This is a genomic window from Curtobacterium flaccumfaciens pv. betae (genome assembly GCF_026241855.1).
Lineage (GTDB): Bacteria > Actinomycetota > Actinomycetes > Actinomycetales > Microbacteriaceae > Curtobacterium > Curtobacterium flaccumfaciens.
Genome location: NZ_JAPJDC010000001.1, coordinates 3020049 through 3034798, shown reverse-complemented (window position 1 = coordinate 3034798; position 14750 = coordinate 3020049). Strand labels below are relative to the sequence as shown.

Genomic DNA, 14750 nt, shown 5'->3' with positions numbered 1-14750 from the left:
GGTGTCGGTCAGCGCGAAACGGCGGCGGCGACGGCGGCGGCGACGTCGGCGTCAGCGCGGGCGGTCGGCGACGCTCGCGCGCTCGACGATCCGGTGCGGCACGACGACGGTCTCCGGCGCGGCACCGCGGTCAGCGATCCGACGGGTCAGCAGGTCGAGCGCAGCCGTTGCGAACGCCCGACGGTCGAACGACACCGTGCTGAGCGACGGGATCGCGTACGCGGCACCGTCGACGTCGTCGAACCCGATGACGCTGACCTGGTCCGGCACCCGGACACCGCGGGCGGCGAGCACGTGCAGCACCCCGAACGCGATCGAGTCGGTGAACGCGAAGACGGCGTCGGGCAGGGGGTGCTCGTCGAGCCAGGCCGCGAAGGTCGTCGCCGCGGAACTCGTGGTCCACGCCGGCAGCGGGACTCGGAGCGACGGGTCGGGCGTGATGCCGGCGGCGCCGATCGCGGCGGCGTACCCGCGTTCGCGGAGCTCGCTGGTCGCCGTCGCGGCACCCTCGGGTGACGCCCCGACGATCGCGATGCGCCGGTGCCCGTGGGCGATGAGGTGTTCGGTGACCTGCTCGGCCGCCGCACGGCTGTCGACGTGCACCTGGTCGACGTGCTCGGGCTCGACCTCGCCGATGACGACGGTCGGCGGCAGTCCCTCGGTCGAGGCCAGGACGCTCGCGCTGAGCGACACCGGGTTGAGGATCAGCCCGTCCACCAGGTGTGCGCGGGCACGGGAGACCAGTTCGCGTTCGCGGGCCGGGTCGTTGCCGGTCTGCTCGAGCTGCACGACCCAGCCGCGTTCGCGGGCGAGTTCCACGAAGGACTGCGCGAGTTCGGCGGAGTAGGCGCTGCCCATCTCCGGCAGTGTCAGCGCGATCGCTCCGGAGCGACCGTTCCGGAGCCCGCGGGCGGACAGGTTCGGCACGTAGTCGAGCTCGGCGACCGCACGCTCGACGCGTTCCCGGGTTTCCGGGCGCACGACCACGCCGCCGTTGACGACGTTGGAGACGGTCTTCGGGGACACCCCGGCGAGGGCTGCCACGTCCCGCACGGTTGCGCGCATCGGGACGAGCGTAGCGCGGGCGCTCCCGGGCGCTCCCGGGCGGTACCCGGCGGTACCCGGCTGGCCGCTGAGGCCGTCGCGGCCGTTGCAGCTACCTCAGCCGGCGACGGCGGCCTCGACCGCAGCGGTCACCTTCGGCTCCAGGAACGGCGCCATGGATCGTGCGTAGGTCTGCGTGACGTGTTGCACCTGTCGGTAGACGACGACGCCGCCGATGACCGAGGGGCAGGTGCCGTCCGCGCAGAACATCGCTGTGGAGTCGATCAGCGTGACGCCCGGAGTGGTCCGCGCGGCCTGCGCAACCGGGTCGTCGATCAGCGCGTCGGCGTCGGAGACGTCGCAGGCGGCGCCGTCACCGTGCTGTTCGACGCAGCTCGGCACGTCGGACACGCCGCCGATGCCCGGGTCGGGGTTGTCGCGCAGGGCCACGATGCTCGACCCGGCCTGCTGCAGGCGCACCCAGGTCTTCGCGTACTGGCCTGCCGCGTCGTCGCGGACCTGGGGCGTCATCTCGTCGGCGTGCCGGATGATGCCGTGCGGCCACGGCGTGCGGGACATCGCGGCGACGAACACGACGTCGTACCGCTCCTGCTGCAGCCGCTCGAGGGTGTCGGCCTTCCAGGTGTTGCACGACGGGGTCACGAGTGCCCGGGTCATCGGGCAGCCGGAGTGCAGGTAGGTGGTGAGGCTCCAGTGCTTCGCCTTCGCGATGAGCTCGAGGGACGGCACGTAGTTGGCGGCGTGGGAGTCGCCGACGATCGCCAGCCGCACGGTGCCGTCGGGGTCGCCGACCTCGCAGCCCCGGACCGTGGTGTCGTCGCCCGCGACCTGGCACCCGGCGCCGGACTGGTCGGCGAACGCGTCGGACCCCGCCTGCACCGGGCTGGGCGTGATGTCGGCCGCGTCCACCTGCGGGCAGTCCGCCCCGGGCTGCATCGCTGCGGCACCGTGACAGGCTCGGCTGGTCAGCGTGCCGTCCGCGGTGACGGTGACCCCGGTGGCGGCGCCCGCGGTCTCCTCCCGCACCACCGACCAGTACATGCTGGCGGCGGGCACGGCGACGACGAGCATGCCGGCGATCGCGAGCACCAGGACGCCGCGGTGCCGCGGGTGCCGCGCACGCATGCGCTCGCTGGAGAACGCGATCACGGGCTGCTCGATCAACCGGCGCGAGAAGTGGGCGAGGACGAGCGCGACGACGAGCACGATGCCCTTCGCCCAGAGCGGGGTCGCTTCGCCCGTGGGGGTTCCGATCACGAAGGGCATCACGATCAGCAGCGGCCAGTGCCAGAGGTAGAGCGAGTACGACACGTCCCCGAGCCACTGCACGGGTCGCAGCCGGTACAGGAACGCCGGGCTCCACGCGGGCTCGGGCATCCCGCCCGCGATGACGAGCGAGACCCCGATGATGGGGATGAGCGCCGTCCAGCTCGGGAACGGCGTCGACGCGTCGAACCGGAGTGCGGTCGTCGCGACCAGGACGAGGCCGGTCCAGCTCATCGCTGCCGCCAGCGCCGCGGGGATCCGGACGCGCTGCAGGCCGAGCCAGAGCAGGCCGCCCGCGGCGAACTCCCACGCCCTGGTCGTGGTGAGGAAGTAGGACGCCGGGGTGTGCGCCGTCGCCCAGATCGAGTACGCCAACGACAGCACGAACACGATGCCCAGCGCGACGGCGATCGCCGGAGCGAGGGACACACCGTTCCGGCGTCGGCGCCGGTACCGCACGAAGGCACAGAACCAGAGGACGAGCGGCCAGACGGCGTAGAACTGCTCCTCGGTCGACAGCGACCAGAAGTGCTGCACGATGCTCGCGTCGGACGCCAGGGCGGAGTAGTCGACGGCGTTGCCCGCGAGCGCCCAGTTCTCGACGTAGAGCGCGCTGGCGATGATCTGCTCGGTGAAGTCCTTCCAGAGCGTCCGGGGGACGAACACCGCGGTCAGGATCACGGTCACGAAGAGCGTCGCCATCGACGCCGGCAGGAGTCGCCAGGCACGTCGAGCGTAGAAGGCCCGGAAGCTGAACCGGCCGGTGGCCAGCGGTTTCGCGATGTGCGCGGTGATGAGGAAGCCCGAGATCACGAAGAAGACGTCGACGCCGACGTAGCCACCGGGCAGCACCTCGGGGAACAGGTGGTAGAGCACCACCGCCCCGATGGCGATGGCACGGACGGCCTGGATCTCGAGTCGCAGCGTCCTGGTGTCCGCTGCACCGCCCGCGCGGCGAGCGTTGTGACGGGCACGGTGGCGCGCGACAGGATCGTGTCGCGCTGCGCGCGCCGGCGCGACCGTCACGAGCTACCCCTTGCCTCACGATGCGCGGTCCCTACCGCGCGCCCCGAACATACCGCCGGGGACGGCACGACGCGAATCCGCCTCGCCTCCGAAGACGCAGACGAGGACGAAGACGAGGACGAAGACGACGACGACGAAGACGACGACGAAGACGCGGACGAGCACGCGGACGAGGCCGCGGCTGCGCGACGTCGACCTGGACGGCCACAGCGGACTCGCGCTGCGGCGCTCCCGCATCACGCCGGGGTGACCGCCACCGTCCTGCCCGTCCGCACCGACTCCTGCGCCGCCAGCACGATCGACAGCGTCCGCAGCCCGACCCCGACGTCCGGCTGCGGCTGCTCGCCCGACGCCACGGCCGCCAGGAACGTCCGGAGCATCGGCAGGTCGTGGTCGGGTCCGTACCGGAGTTCGATCGGCCGGCCCCCGACCGCGTCGAGCCCGCGAGCAGCCGCCCCGAAGAAGTCCACCGACACCGTGCCGCCGGTCCCGGCGACGTCGAGCGTCAGTCCACCCCACACCGGTGACGTGTCCGGTCGGCTCCACGAGCAGTCGATCGCCGCGATCGTGCCGTCGTCGTACGTGATGGTCACCAGGCCCGCGGTCTCGGCGTTCGCTCGGTCCGCGTGCAGCACCCGGTTGGCGACGGCGGTGACGGACACCGGCGCCGCTCCGGTCAGCCCGTCGATCAGGTCGGCGACGTGCACGACGTGGTCGACGAGGGCGCCGCCTCCGCTCGACCGGACGTCGGTGAACCAGTCCCGGGCGAGCGGCAGCATGCCGTTGTTCGCGCCGCGCACCGAGAACACCGTGCCGAGTGCGCCCGAGTCCCGCGTCGCGCGCAGCCGGTCGAACGCCGAGGCGAAGCGCACCGGGAACGCCATCATGAGCAGCACCCCGGCGCGGTCCACCGCATCGCGGATGGCGAGGCCGTCCTGCCACGAGGTCGCGAGCGGCTTCTCGCAGAGCACGTGTGCCCCCGCTGCCGACGCGAGCTCGACGTGCTCGCGGTGCCGGGCGTTCTCGCTCGTGACGATCACCGCGTCCGGACCCCAGGCGAGCAGCTCGTCGACGGAGTCCGCGTACCCGACGCCGAGCGCGCTCGCCAGTTCGGCTCCGCGCAGGTCGCCGAGTTCCGTCCCCGTCGAGGTGCCGTCCGGATCCGTGCCGCGCACCTCGACGTCGGGCATCGCCGCCAGGGCACCGAGGTAGCTGATGGCGTGCGTGTGGGCGAAGGAGAGCACCCCGACCCGGAGCGTCACCGCGACACCTCCACCGGCTGGCCGGACTCGATCGAGGCGATCGCCGCGTTCGCGATCCGCACCGCAGCGACGCCGTCGTCCACGGTCACCCGGGGCGGTGCACCACCGTCGAACGCGGCGAGGAAGTCGGCGAGCTCCAGCGCGTACGGGTCGTCCGCCGGGTCGACCGTCGGCAGGAAACCGTCCACGGAGGCCGGTGCCGCGAGGTCACTGCGGGTGTCCTCCTCTGCCCGGGACGAGTGCGACAGGCTGCCGAGCGTCCCCGTCACCGAGTACTCGGTCGTGAAGGCGAGGTGCTGCGGCCCCCACAGCCCGGCGACGTGGCTGATCGCACCCGACTCGTGCGTGAGCAGGACGTGCGCCGCCTCGACCGGCTCCGCCTCGGAACCCGCGCGGACGCTCACCGCCGACACCCGGGTCACCTCGCCCGCCACCCAGCGCGCGATGTCCAGGTCGTGGATCATCTGGTCCATCACGATCCCGCCCGACAGCGCGCGGTCACCGAACCAGGGGACGTGGGTGGGGAAGGCACCGGACCGCGAGAACCGCAACACCGCCAGGTCGCCCAGGAGGCCCGTGGTCGCGGCTTCGTGCAGGCGCGCGTACGCGGGGAACCAGCGCACCACCTGGGCCGGGTAGAGCTGCACGCCTGCGTCCGCAGCGCGCGCCGCCAGGTCCGCCGCGTCCGCGTCGGTCCGGGCCAGGGGTTTCTCGGAGACGACGTCCTTGCCGGCCGCGATCGCTGCACGGACGACCTCGGCGTGGGCGTGCGTCGGGACCACCACGTCGACGACGTCGACCCCGGCGAGGAGTTCGTCGAGGCTGTCGGCGACGGTGATCGTGCTGCCCTCGGCCCGGGCGGTGTCGGTGAACGCGGCAACGAGTTCGTGGGCGCCCTCGCGAGCGTGCACCACCACGTCGCCCAGGCGGAGCAGCCCGGGCAGGTGGGCGACGGAGATGCCGCCCGCGCCGACGAGCCCGATGCGTTTGCGGGCGGGGGTCTCCGACTGCGACGTCATGGGGTCAGCGTAGGAGATGCGGTGGGACGAGGGGCACGGTCAGCCGAGCCAGCCAGGGGCGGCGAAGAGCTCCTCGAGCTCACGCAGCAGTCGGGTCGTGTGGAAGCCGTCGGCAGCGGCGTGGTCGACGTGCAGCGCCAGCGGCAGCAGCGTCCGGTCACCAGTGGTCCGGTACCCGCCGAGCGTGATGATCGGCAGCAGGTGGTCCCAGCCGTCGCGCACCTGCAACGAGAAGCCGGTGAACGACGCTCCCGGCAGGGTCGAGACGTCGAAGACGTTGCCGGGCCGGTCGTCCTGCGGGAACATCCGGGTGTCGTCCCGGTACTCCGTCATCGTCGACACCGCGGCGTCGTGGAAGGTGCCGAAGTCGTCGTCGTACGGCACGACGAGAGCGGAGAACGTCTCGGTGTCCGGGTGGAACACGGTGAACATCGGGTGGACACGGTCCCACACGGCGGGGGAGCCGTCGTCGAGCAGCTGCATCCGGAACTCGTCGTGCCGGTTCACCACGGTCGCGATCGCCCAGAGCTGCGACGCGTAGGTCCGACGGCCGGTCGCTCGGACGCGCTCGACGAAGGCCGTGACGTCGAGTTCGACGGTCACCTCGTACGCGCACGGCACGCGGTGCCGGTAGTGCTCGAAGTGCTCCCGGCGGGGCCACTGGTCGACGTCGATCGCCCGGAGTTCGGTCATGGCTCCACCCTCGTGCGGGATCGCTTCCCTACGGTGGAGCCATGCCGACGCTCGAACGTGTTCCCGCCCTGGTCGCCACCGGATTCCTCGCGATCCCCGTCGCCGAAGCCCTGGTCGCGTTGCCGACCGAGGTCGTCATGAAGATCGAGGAGGCCCCGATCGACGCCGACCTGGCCGACACCGCCGCGTTCTCGGAGGCGTACGGCTACCCGCTGGCCGGCGGCGCCAACTGCATCGTCGTCGCGGGGAAGCGCGGCGACGAGGTCCGCTACGCCGCCTGCGTCGTCCTCGCATCGACCAAGCTCGACGTCAACCGCGTCGTGAAGCAGCTGCTCGACGTCCGCAAGGCGAGCTTCGCCCCGATGGACGAAGCGGTCGAGCTGACCGGCATGGAGTACGGCGGCATCACCCCGATCGGGCTGCCGTCCTCGTGGCCGCTCTACATCGACGCGCGCGTCCTCGACGCCCCCGAGGTGGTCATCGGTGCCGGTCGTCGCGCCGCCAAGCTGTTCCTGCCCGGCGCCGCACTCACCGCGCTGCCGAACGTGACCGTGGTCGAGGGTCTGGCGACCGAACCGGTCAGTCCGACGGCCGGATGAGGCAGAACGGGTGCCCCGCGGGGTCGAGGTAGACGCGGAACGTCTCCGTGCCCGACCCCGTCGCCGTCGCACCGATCGCGAGCACCGCGGCCTCGCCGTCGTCCAGGTCGTCGACCTTCACGTCGAGGTGGCTCTGCTGCGGCACCGCCTGCCCGGGCCACTCCGGCGCCCGGTAGTCGTGGACCTGCTGGAACGCCAGGATCGGACGGTGGTCGGTGAACGGGAGGGCGAGCTCCGCCCAGTCCTCGTCGAAGCCGACGATCTCCCCGCCGAGCAGCTCGGCGTAGAAGCGGGCGAGGGCGCGGGTGTCCGGGCAGTCCAGGACGACGACGTCGAGTGTGCCGATCATGGCCGACACGGTAGACCCATCAGCGTGCGGCGGTCAGCGCCTTCGTGATCCGCTGCAACGAGACGGTCTCGGCGGTCCCGAGTTCCTGCGCGAACAGGCTGAGCCGGAACTCCTCGAGCATCCACCGAGCGTGCACGAGTTCCGGGTGCGCCCCGACCGCGGGTGGGAAGGCGCCGCCGGCATCGGTGTAGCGGTCGGTCGCCACGGTCACCTCGCGCATCCAGGTCGCGTCGCGTCCGGGGTTCTGCAGCAGCTTCTGCACGCGCGCCTCGATGCCCTGCAGGTACACGCGGATGCGGCGCAGTCGGTCGAGCCCCGCGACGGCGACGAACCCCGGGAACACCAGGCGCTCCATCTGCTGCCGCATGTCGCTGAGGGCGGCGAGCAGCGACATCGAGTTCGCCTGCTTGAGTGCTCGTTCGGCGGAGCGCTGTGCGGCCAGGACGGCCGCGACCTCGGATACCGCGGTGAACATCGTGTCGACCACGGAGCCCGACACGGCATCGCGGACCGCCTCGAACTCGGCCTTCGTGAAGACGAGGCCGTCCGGGTGGGCCCGACGGATACCGGCGTCGACCACGGCGGCCAGCACGTCGTCGAACAGCGCGGCGGTCGACGGGTAGGGGCTGGCGGCGAGCGCGAGCTTCTCCTGCGCGGTCAGGTGCGACTGGATGTACGACACGGGCGACGGCACCGCGTGCATCACCAGACGGCGGACCCCGGCGGGCATCCGGACGACGCGGTCGGACGGGGTGGCGAGCAGCTGCACGCCGACGGTCGCCTTCGGACCGGTGCCTTCCTCGACCAGGGACGGGTACGCGCGGATGACGCCGCCGGCCTGCTGGGTGTCGAGGGTCTGCGGCAGGTCCTGGTCGGGCCAGGCGGTGAGTCCGGACTGTTCCAGCGGGCGACCGGCGCCGGCGGAGGCGACGCGAGCCGCGCCTCCTGTCCGTCTCGCGCCCTTCGCCGTGGCGGAGGCGACGCTCTGCTGGGTCCGGTCCTTGAGCTTGGTCTGCAGGGCCGACAGGTCCTTGCCGGTCTCGACCCGGCGACCACGCTCGTCGACCACGGCCCACGTCGGCAGCAGGTGCGCGGGGACGCGGGACAGGTCGAAGTCGGACTCGGAGACCGGCACGTAGGTCATGCGCTGGATCGCCTTGGCGAGGGTGGCGCGGAACGACTCCGTCGGCTCGGTCGGGGCGTCGTCGGGCAGCTCGGCGACGATCTTCTCGGCCCAGTCGGCAGCAGGCACGACGTTCTTGCGGATCTGCTTCGGCAGCGACTTGATGAGCGCGGTGACGAGTTCCTTGCGGAGGCCGCGCACCTGCCAGTCGAAGCCCTCTTCACGCATCCGCGGCAGGAGCGCGAGGGGGACCTGCACGCTGACCCCGTCGTCCTGTGCGCCGGGCTCGAAGCGGTACTGGATGGCGAGACGCTGGTCGCCGCTCCGCCACTGGGTGGGGTACTCGACGTCGTCCTCGGCGGCCTCGGCCGCTGATTCGTCCAGCAGGTCGGACCGGCGCATCGTGAGCAGGTCCGGCTGCTCGCGGCGAGTGGTCCGCCACCACCCCTCGAAGTCGCGGGTCGTGGCGACGTCGGCCGGGATCCGGGCGTCGTAGAACTCGTAGACGTTCTCGTCGTCGAGCAGGATGTCCCGGCGGCGGGTGCGTTCCTCGAGCTGCTCGAGTTCCTTGCGGAGCTTCCGGTTGGCGCGGTCGAAGGCCTGCTGCGATTCCCACTCGCCCTCGACCAGGGCGTGCCGGATGAAGAGTTCACGGGAGTGTTCCGGGTCGATCCGCGAGTACTGCACGCGTCGGCGCTGCACGATCGGGACCCCGAACAGGGTCACCCGCTCGTAGGCGACGACCGCCCCCTGCTTCTTCTCCCAGTGCGGCTCGCCGTAGGTGCGCTTCAGCAGGTCGCCGGCGAGCGGCTCCACCCAGGCGGGGTCGATCCGGCCGACGGTCCGGGCGAACAGCCGGCTGGTCTCGACGAGCTCGGCGGCCATCACGGCGGCGGGCTGCTTCTTCGCGAGCACGCTGCCCGGGAACACCACGAACCGGGTGTTCCGGGAGCCGAGGTAGTCGCGCTTCTCGCGGTCCCGCAGCCCGATCTGGCTGAGGAGTCCGGCGAGCAGTGCGCGGTGCACGGCGTCACCGTCGTCGGAGCGGGACTGTCCGACTCGGACGTCGACCTGCTTCGCGGCACGGGAGAGCTGCCGGTACAGGTCCTGCCACTCGCGGATGCGCAGGTAGTTCAGGAACTCGGCCTTGCACAGTCGGCGGAACGCGCTCGACGAGAGTTCCTCCTGCTGGTCCTCGATGTGGTTCCAGAGGTTCAGCAGGGTCAGGAAGTCGCTCGTCGGGTCGGCGAAGCGGGCGTGCAGCTGGTCGGCGTGCGCGCGCTTCTCGAGCGGGCGCTCGCGGGGGTCCTGGATGCTCAGGGCGCTGACGATCGCGATGACCTCGCGTCCGACGCCCTGCCGTGCGGCCTCGAGCACCATCCGACCGAGCCGGGGGTCGATCGGCAGACGGGTCAGCTGTCGCCCGGACTTCGTGATGCGGCCGTCCTTGTCGACGGCACGGAGCTCGCGGAGCAGGTCGAGGCCGTCCTTCACGCCCCGGCTGTCCGGCGGCTGCAGGAACGGGAACGACTCGATGTCCCCGAAGCCGAGCGAGATCATCTGCAGGATCACCGCGGCGAGGTTCGTGCGGAGGATCTCGGGGTCGGTGTACTCGGGGCGTCGGCCGAAGTCGTCCTCGGAGTAGAGCCGGATCGCGATGCCGGCACTCGTGCGGCCCGCTCGACCGGAACGCTGGCTGGCGCTGGCCTGCGAGATCGCCTCGATCGGCAGGCGCTGCACCTTGGCCCGCGGGGAGTACCGCGAGATGCGCGCCGTCCCGGTGTCGATCACGTACTTGATGCCGGGCACGGTCAGTGAGGTCTCGGCGACGTTCGTGGCGAGGACGACACGACGGCGGATGCCCGGGGTGTGCCGGCGCTCGAAGACCCGGTGCTGGTCGGCGGCGGACAGGCGGCCGTACAGCGGCAGGACCTCGGTGCCCGGGTAGCGCTTGCCCTCGATCGCGTCCTGGGCGTCGCGGATCTCGTTCTCGCCGGACAGGAACACGAGCACGTCGCCCGGGTCCTCCTGCGCCAGCTCGTCGAGGGCGTCGGTGATGCCCTGCAGGGTGTCGCGGTCGTCGGCTGCGTTGCCGCTGTCACCGGTGCGGGAGTCGGACTCGTCGTCGGCGTCGTCGTCCTGGTCTTCGGCGACGAGGGGGCGGTACCGGATCTCGACCGGGTAGGTGCGGCCGGACACCTCGATGATGGGGGCGTCGTCGAAGTGCTTCGAGAACGACTCCGGGTCGATCGTCGCACTCGTGATGATGAGCTTCAGGTCGGGGCGACGGGGGAGCAGCCGCTTCAGGTAGCCGAGCAGGAAGTCGATCGTCAGGGACCGCTCGTGCGCCTCGTCGATGATGATCGTGTCGTACCGCTTCAGGTCGCGGTCGAAGTGGATCTCGTTCAGCAGGATGCCGTCGGTCATCAGCTTCACGCGGGTCTCGGAGCTGACCTTGTCGGTGAACCGGACCTGGTAGCCGACGAGCCCGCCGAGCTCCCCGCCGCCCAGTTCTTCCGCCACGCGCTCGGCGATGGTCCGTGCCGCGATCCGGCGGGGCTGGGTGTGCCCGATGTGCTCACGCCCGAGCTCGAGGCAGATCTTCGGCAGCTGCGTGGTCTTGCCCGAACCGGTGGCCCCGGCGACGATGACCACCTGGTTGTCACGGATGGCGGCCGCGATGTCGTCCCGCCGCTGCGAGACCGGCAGTTCGGGCGGGTACGTGATGACGGGCAGCGGAGAAGACATGAGCATTCCAGGATACAGGCGCGCCGGGCGGCTGGTGCGTCAGGCGATCTGCTGGGCCAGGGCGTCCGCCGACCGGGACGGCAGTTCGCACACCCGGTCGTGGCAGACGTACGCGGCAGGGTCGAGCACGTCGCGACCCTCGAACAACGAGAACCCCGCCTCGGTCCAGTCGTGTGCCTGCTCCGGCGTGGTGGTGGCGACGACCGTGCCGGGGCGCCGAGCACGGTGTGCCACGGCCCGCATCGGGTCGTCGGTGCCGCTCGTGACGACGACGATCTCGCGCGACGGCCGTTGCAGGGCGAGGGCGACGCCGAGGGCATCCGCGTGGCCGAGGGGTCGCTCCGTCCCGGTGCGGGCGCGGTCGGCGACGAGTCGTGCCGCGGCGACCCGCAGTGCCCCGTTGCCCGTCAGCGCGCCGAGCATCGCGGCGGCCGACGCCAGCGCCACCGTGCCGGACCGCATCGCGGTCTGCGGCTGTTCGCCCGTGGCCGTCCCCGCGGCGGCGAGCACCGGGTCGACGTCGAAGCGTTCGGCCAGGCCGTCGTCGACCAGTGAGCGTGCGACGGTCGCGTAGGAGACCTCGCCCGTCACCAGGGCCAGTTCGAGCAGCCCTTCGGCGAGCAGTCCGACGTCCTCGACGGTGGCCGGAGCAGAGGACGCCCCGCGCGGTGTGCTGGACCGCACCGTCACGTGCCCGTCCTGCACGTGGGCGGCGAGGACCGCGTCGGCCGCTCCCCGCGCGAGCGCGACGAGTTCCGGGTCTCCGTGCCGTGCTCCGGCGATCGCGAGCCCCCGGATCGCCAGGCCGTTCCAGCCCGTGAGGACCTGGTCGTCCAGCGGTGGCGGGTCGAGCTGGGCGCGCTCGGCGACCGGTCGGCGGTACCACTCGCCCTCGACCCGACGGCCGTCGATGGTCGACTCGCTGTCCTGCGCGGCGACGAACGCCCCGTCGGCACGGCGCAGGGTGTCCCGGAGGAAGTCCGCGATGCCGCGGGCCTGCTCGGCCCCCGCGACGGCGAGCAGCCCCGCGTTGTCGTAGAGCATCCGTTCGTAGTGCGGCACGCTCCAGTCGCGTTCGGTGGCGTACCGGAAGACGCCGCCGTCGGCGTCGGTCAGTTCGGACGCGCGGATCGCGTGCAACGACCGGTCGAGCAGCCCGTCGGCCTCGGCGTCGCCGTCGGCCGCCACGTCGGCGAGGAACTCGAGCAGCGGTGTGCTCGGGAACTTCGGCGCGCCGCCGAAACCGCCGTAGGTGGTGTCCTCTGCCCGGGACAGCTGGTCCGTGACGGCCCGGATGGTGTCGACGGACGGGAGGCCCCGGTCGGCTCCGGCACCGCCCTCGCCTGAGCGGGTGGCAGCGTCCGCCACGGCGCCCTGCCGGATCGCCGTCGCGATGGCCGAGGCGTTCGCGTCGACCTCGTCCCGACGCTCGGTCCAGGCGTCGAGCACCGCGGCCAGGATCTGGCGGAACGCCGGGACCTGCCCGACCGGAGTGGGTGGGAAGTACGTCCCCGCGAAGAAGACGTGGCCGTCGGGCGTCAGGAACGTCGTCAGCGGCCAGCCGAGCTGTTGCGTGAACGCACTGGCCGAGGCCATCAGGCTCGCGTCGACGTCCGGCCGTTCTTCGCGGTCGACCTTCACCGACACGAAGTCCCGCCGGAGCAGCTCGCCGATCTCCGGGTCGGCGAAGCTCTCGCGCGCCATGACGTGGCACCAGTGGCACGTGGCGTACCCGACGGACACCAGCACCGGGACCCCCCGCTCGCGCGCTTCGGCGAACGCCTCGGGACCCCACTCGCGCCAGTCGACGGGGTTGTCGGCGTGCAGACGCAGGTACGGGCTGACCGAGGTGCCGAGGCGGTTGTCGTTCATGGCTCCAGCGTGCCCGCCGGCGACTGGGCGGACCACCGCCCGGGGACATCTGTGGACGGGATGCCCGCTCTGCACAGGCCGAGCGGGGAGATCAGCGCTCGAGCCACCCCGTGATCGACGCGAGCTGTGCGGCCACCTGGGCGGGGCCCTGGCCGTCGGTGTCCACCCGGGTGACCGTGTCCGCGGTGGCCGAGTCGAGCCTCCCGGCCGTCCGCGTGCTGTGCGCGAGCTCCGCCTGCGGGACCGCACCACCCGCTCGTCGTGCGAGCCGGTCGGCGGTCGCGCCGTCGGATGCGCGGAGCAGGACGACGCGCACCAGCGGATCGCCGCCCATCGCCGCAGCGAGGCGCTCGTGCTCGAGCACGGACACGGTGTTCGTGTAGACGAGCCGGTGGTGACCGATCGCCCGGTAGCCGGCCCAGATCGTGGCCAGGTTCCGTTCGGCCAGGTGCGCCTCGGGGTGTTCGACGTGCGGGGCCGGGTGGGCGAGGTCGAGCACGTCGCCCTCGATCACCGCGTGCCGGACGTCCGCCGCGACGAGCAGGTCGTGCAGTGCCTCGGCCGCCGTGGACTTGCCCACGCCGGAACGTCCGCCGATGAACAGGACCTCGGACCGGAGCACCGTGTCAGCCCAGGTTGAGGGAGAGGAGCGCGAGTGCGGCGTCCTCGGGGCCGTAGTCGAACAGGTGCTCCCAGAACGGGTCGTCGGCCCACGGGACGTCGCCGTCGGCAGGGGTGGCGTGGGCGGTCTCGACGAGCCATGCCAGCTCCGGGGCGACGGCGGCCCGGAACTCCGGAGGTTCCCAACCCAGGGCTCGTGCTGCCGTGGTGTCGAGGACGAACGGCGACGGCGACGACCAGGGCGTGCCGCCCACGAAGGCGGGCGCGTCCTCGTCGAGCAGGACCTCGTCGAACCGGTGGTCCAGGTGTCCGGCGATCGTGCGGACGATCTCGAGCACGGTCGGGGCAGCGGCGTCCGCGACGTTGAGGATCCGGCGGTCCGGTGCGTCCGCCACGAGTCGGACGAGCGAACCGATGCCGCTCGCCGCCGTCGTGTGGTCGATGCCGCGGCCGTGGTCGGCGAGCAGGATGCGCTCCCGGCCGTCGAGCACACGGCGGACGACGAACCACTCCCGCGGGCGGCCGATGCCGACGCCGTACACCTTCGACGGGCGGAGCACGGTGACCGGGGCGCCGTGGTCGAGCAGGACCTGTTCGGCCGCCACCTTCGCGGCGCCGTACCCGTCACGACTCGTCGGGTCGCCGTCCCCGGCGGCGACCGTGGGCTGGATCTCGGTGACTGCGCCACCGAACACCGGCTTGTCGAGCGAGTTCGCGTGCCGGCCCTGCTCGTCGGCGTAGACGGCCTTCGACGAGACGAAGACCGTCGAGCCGACGTCGTCGAGGAACGGCAGGAGGTGCTGGGCGTCGTCGCGCGTCGCACCGACGGTGTCGACGAGCAGGTCGGCTCCGGGGCGGAGCAGGTCGCGCAGGACGGAACGGTCGCGGCGGTCGCCGGACGTGAACGTGGCGCCGGAAGCGGTCAGCGCATCCGCTGCGGGGCCGCCTCGGCGTGCGAGGACGTCCACCTGCCAGTCGTCGCCGCCACGGCCGGAGGCGTCGAGGAGCGCACGTGCGACGGCCGAGCCGATCCCGCCGGTGCCGCCGAGGATGACCGCGCGTCTGGTGCTCATGGTGCAACGGTAGTGCGGCGGGGCCGTCGTTCCG

12 protein-coding genes are annotated in these 14750 nt (G+C 72.1%); 1 reads left to right on the top strand and 11 read right to left on the bottom strand.

Annotation, left to right across the window (positions count from 1 at the left end; translation table 11 throughout):
- Nucleotides 1-51 precede the first annotated feature (51 nt).
- The 6 genes from ORG17_RS14225 to ORG17_RS14200 form a co-directional block, all read right to left on the bottom strand.
- A complete protein-coding gene (locus ORG17_RS14225; protein WP_214527424.1) occupies nt 52-1065 on the bottom strand; it encodes a LacI family DNA-binding transcriptional regulator in 1014 nt (337 codons plus the stop codon).
- A 96-nt stretch (nt 1066-1161) separates the two neighbouring features.
- A complete protein-coding gene (locus ORG17_RS14220; protein WP_214527423.1) occupies nt 1162-3357 on the bottom strand; it encodes an acyltransferase family protein in 2196 nt (731 codons plus the stop codon).
- Nucleotides 3358-3372: 15 nt separating this feature from the next.
- Nucleotides 3373-3594, bottom strand: a complete 222-nt coding sequence (locus ORG17_RS14215) for a hypothetical protein (RefSeq protein ID WP_214527422.1) — start codon at nt 3592-3594, stop codon at nt 3373-3375.
- Nucleotides 3594-4619: a Gfo/Idh/MocA family protein gene (locus ORG17_RS14210; RefSeq protein WP_214527421.1), complete on the bottom strand. Its 1026-nt coding sequence runs from the start codon at nt 4617-4619 to the stop codon at nt 3594-3596. Before ORG17_RS14210 ends, ORG17_RS14215 begins: the two co-directional genes overlap by 1 nt.
- The gene (locus ORG17_RS14205) at nt 4616-5638 is read right to left on the bottom strand and encodes a Gfo/Idh/MocA family protein (protein WP_176709307.1); all 1023 of its coding nucleotides are present in this window, start codon (nt 5636-5638) and stop codon (nt 4616-4618) included. Before ORG17_RS14205 ends, ORG17_RS14210 begins: the two co-directional genes overlap by 4 nt.
- A 39-nt stretch (nt 5639-5677) precedes the next feature.
- Nucleotides 5678-6331, bottom strand: a complete 654-nt coding sequence (locus ORG17_RS14200; RefSeq protein ID WP_214527420.1) for a CatA-like O-acetyltransferase — start codon at nt 6329-6331, stop codon at nt 5678-5680.
- Nucleotides 6332-6372: 41 nt separating this feature from the next.
- Between ORG17_RS14200 and ORG17_RS14195 the strand changes: the two genes are divergently transcribed.
- Nucleotides 6373-6930 carry a YbaK/EbsC family protein gene (locus ORG17_RS14195; protein WP_214527419.1) on the top strand — a complete coding sequence of 186 codons (558 nt, stop codon included), beginning with the start codon at nt 6373-6375 and terminating at the stop codon, nt 6928-6930.
- Here ORG17_RS14195 and ORG17_RS14190 read toward each other — a convergent pair.
- The 5 genes from ORG17_RS14190 to ORG17_RS14170 form a co-directional block, all read right to left on the bottom strand.
- On the bottom strand, nt 6911-7279 hold the full coding sequence (locus tag ORG17_RS14190; RefSeq protein WP_214527418.1) for a VOC family protein: 369 nt from the start codon (nt 7277-7279) through the stop codon (nt 6911-6913). The two genes, ORG17_RS14195 and ORG17_RS14190, sit on opposite strands and share 20 nt — an antisense overlap.
- A 19-nt stretch (nt 7280-7298) precedes the next feature.
- Nucleotides 7299-11150 carry an ATP-dependent RNA helicase HrpA gene (gene hrpA, locus ORG17_RS14185; RefSeq protein ID WP_301630822.1) on the bottom strand — a complete coding sequence of 1284 codons (3852 nt, stop codon included), beginning with the start codon at nt 11148-11150 and terminating at the stop codon, nt 7299-7301.
- A gap of 39 nt (nt 11151-11189) precedes the next feature.
- Nucleotides 11190-13022, bottom strand: coding sequence for a thioredoxin domain-containing protein (locus ORG17_RS14180; RefSeq protein ID WP_214527416.1), 1833 nt, complete (start codon nt 13020-13022; stop codon nt 11190-11192).
- A gap of 91 nt (nt 13023-13113) precedes the next feature.
- Nucleotides 13114-13644, bottom strand: a complete 531-nt coding sequence (locus tag ORG17_RS14175) for a P-loop NTPase family protein (RefSeq protein WP_214527415.1) — start codon at nt 13642-13644, stop codon at nt 13114-13116.
- Between the two features lie 4 nt (nt 13645-13648).
- The gene (locus ORG17_RS14170; protein ID WP_214527414.1) at nt 13649-14716 is read right to left on the bottom strand and encodes an NAD-dependent epimerase/dehydratase family protein; all 1068 of its coding nucleotides are present in this window, start codon (nt 14714-14716) and stop codon (nt 13649-13651) included.
- Nucleotides 14717-14750 lie beyond the last annotated feature (34 nt).

Coding starts and splice junctions, on each gene's coding strand:
- ORG17_RS14225 (WP_214527424.1), bottom strand. CDS start 1,065: ATGCGCGCAACCGTGCGGGACGTGGCAGCCCTCGCCGGGGTGTCCCCG.
- ORG17_RS14215 (WP_214527422.1), bottom strand. CDS start 3,594: ATGCGGGAGCGCCGCAGCGCGAGTCCGCTGTGGCCGTCCAGGTCGACG.
- ORG17_RS14205 (WP_176709307.1), bottom strand. CDS start 5,638: ATGACGTCGCAGTCGGAGACCCCCGCCCGCAAACGCATCGGGCTCGTC.
- ORG17_RS14200 (WP_214527420.1), bottom strand. CDS start 6,331: ATGACCGAACTCCGGGCGATCGACGTCGACCAGTGGCCCCGCCGGGAG.
- ORG17_RS14195 (WP_214527419.1), top strand. CDS start 6,373: ATGCCGACGCTCGAACGTGTTCCCGCCCTGGTCGCCACCGGATTCCTC.
- ORG17_RS14190 (WP_214527418.1), bottom strand. CDS start 7,279: ATGATCGGCACACTCGACGTCGTCGTCCTGGACTGCCCGGACACCCGC.
- hrpA (WP_301630822.1), bottom strand. CDS start 11,150: ATGTCTTCTCCGCTGCCCGTCATCACGTACCCGCCCGAACTGCCGGTC.
- ORG17_RS14180 (WP_214527416.1), bottom strand. CDS start 13,022: ATGAACGACAACCGCCTCGGCACCTCGGTCAGCCCGTACCTGCGTCTG.
- ORG17_RS14170 (WP_214527414.1), bottom strand. CDS start 14,716: ATGAGCACCAGACGCGCGGTCATCCTCGGCGGCACCGGCGGGATCGGC.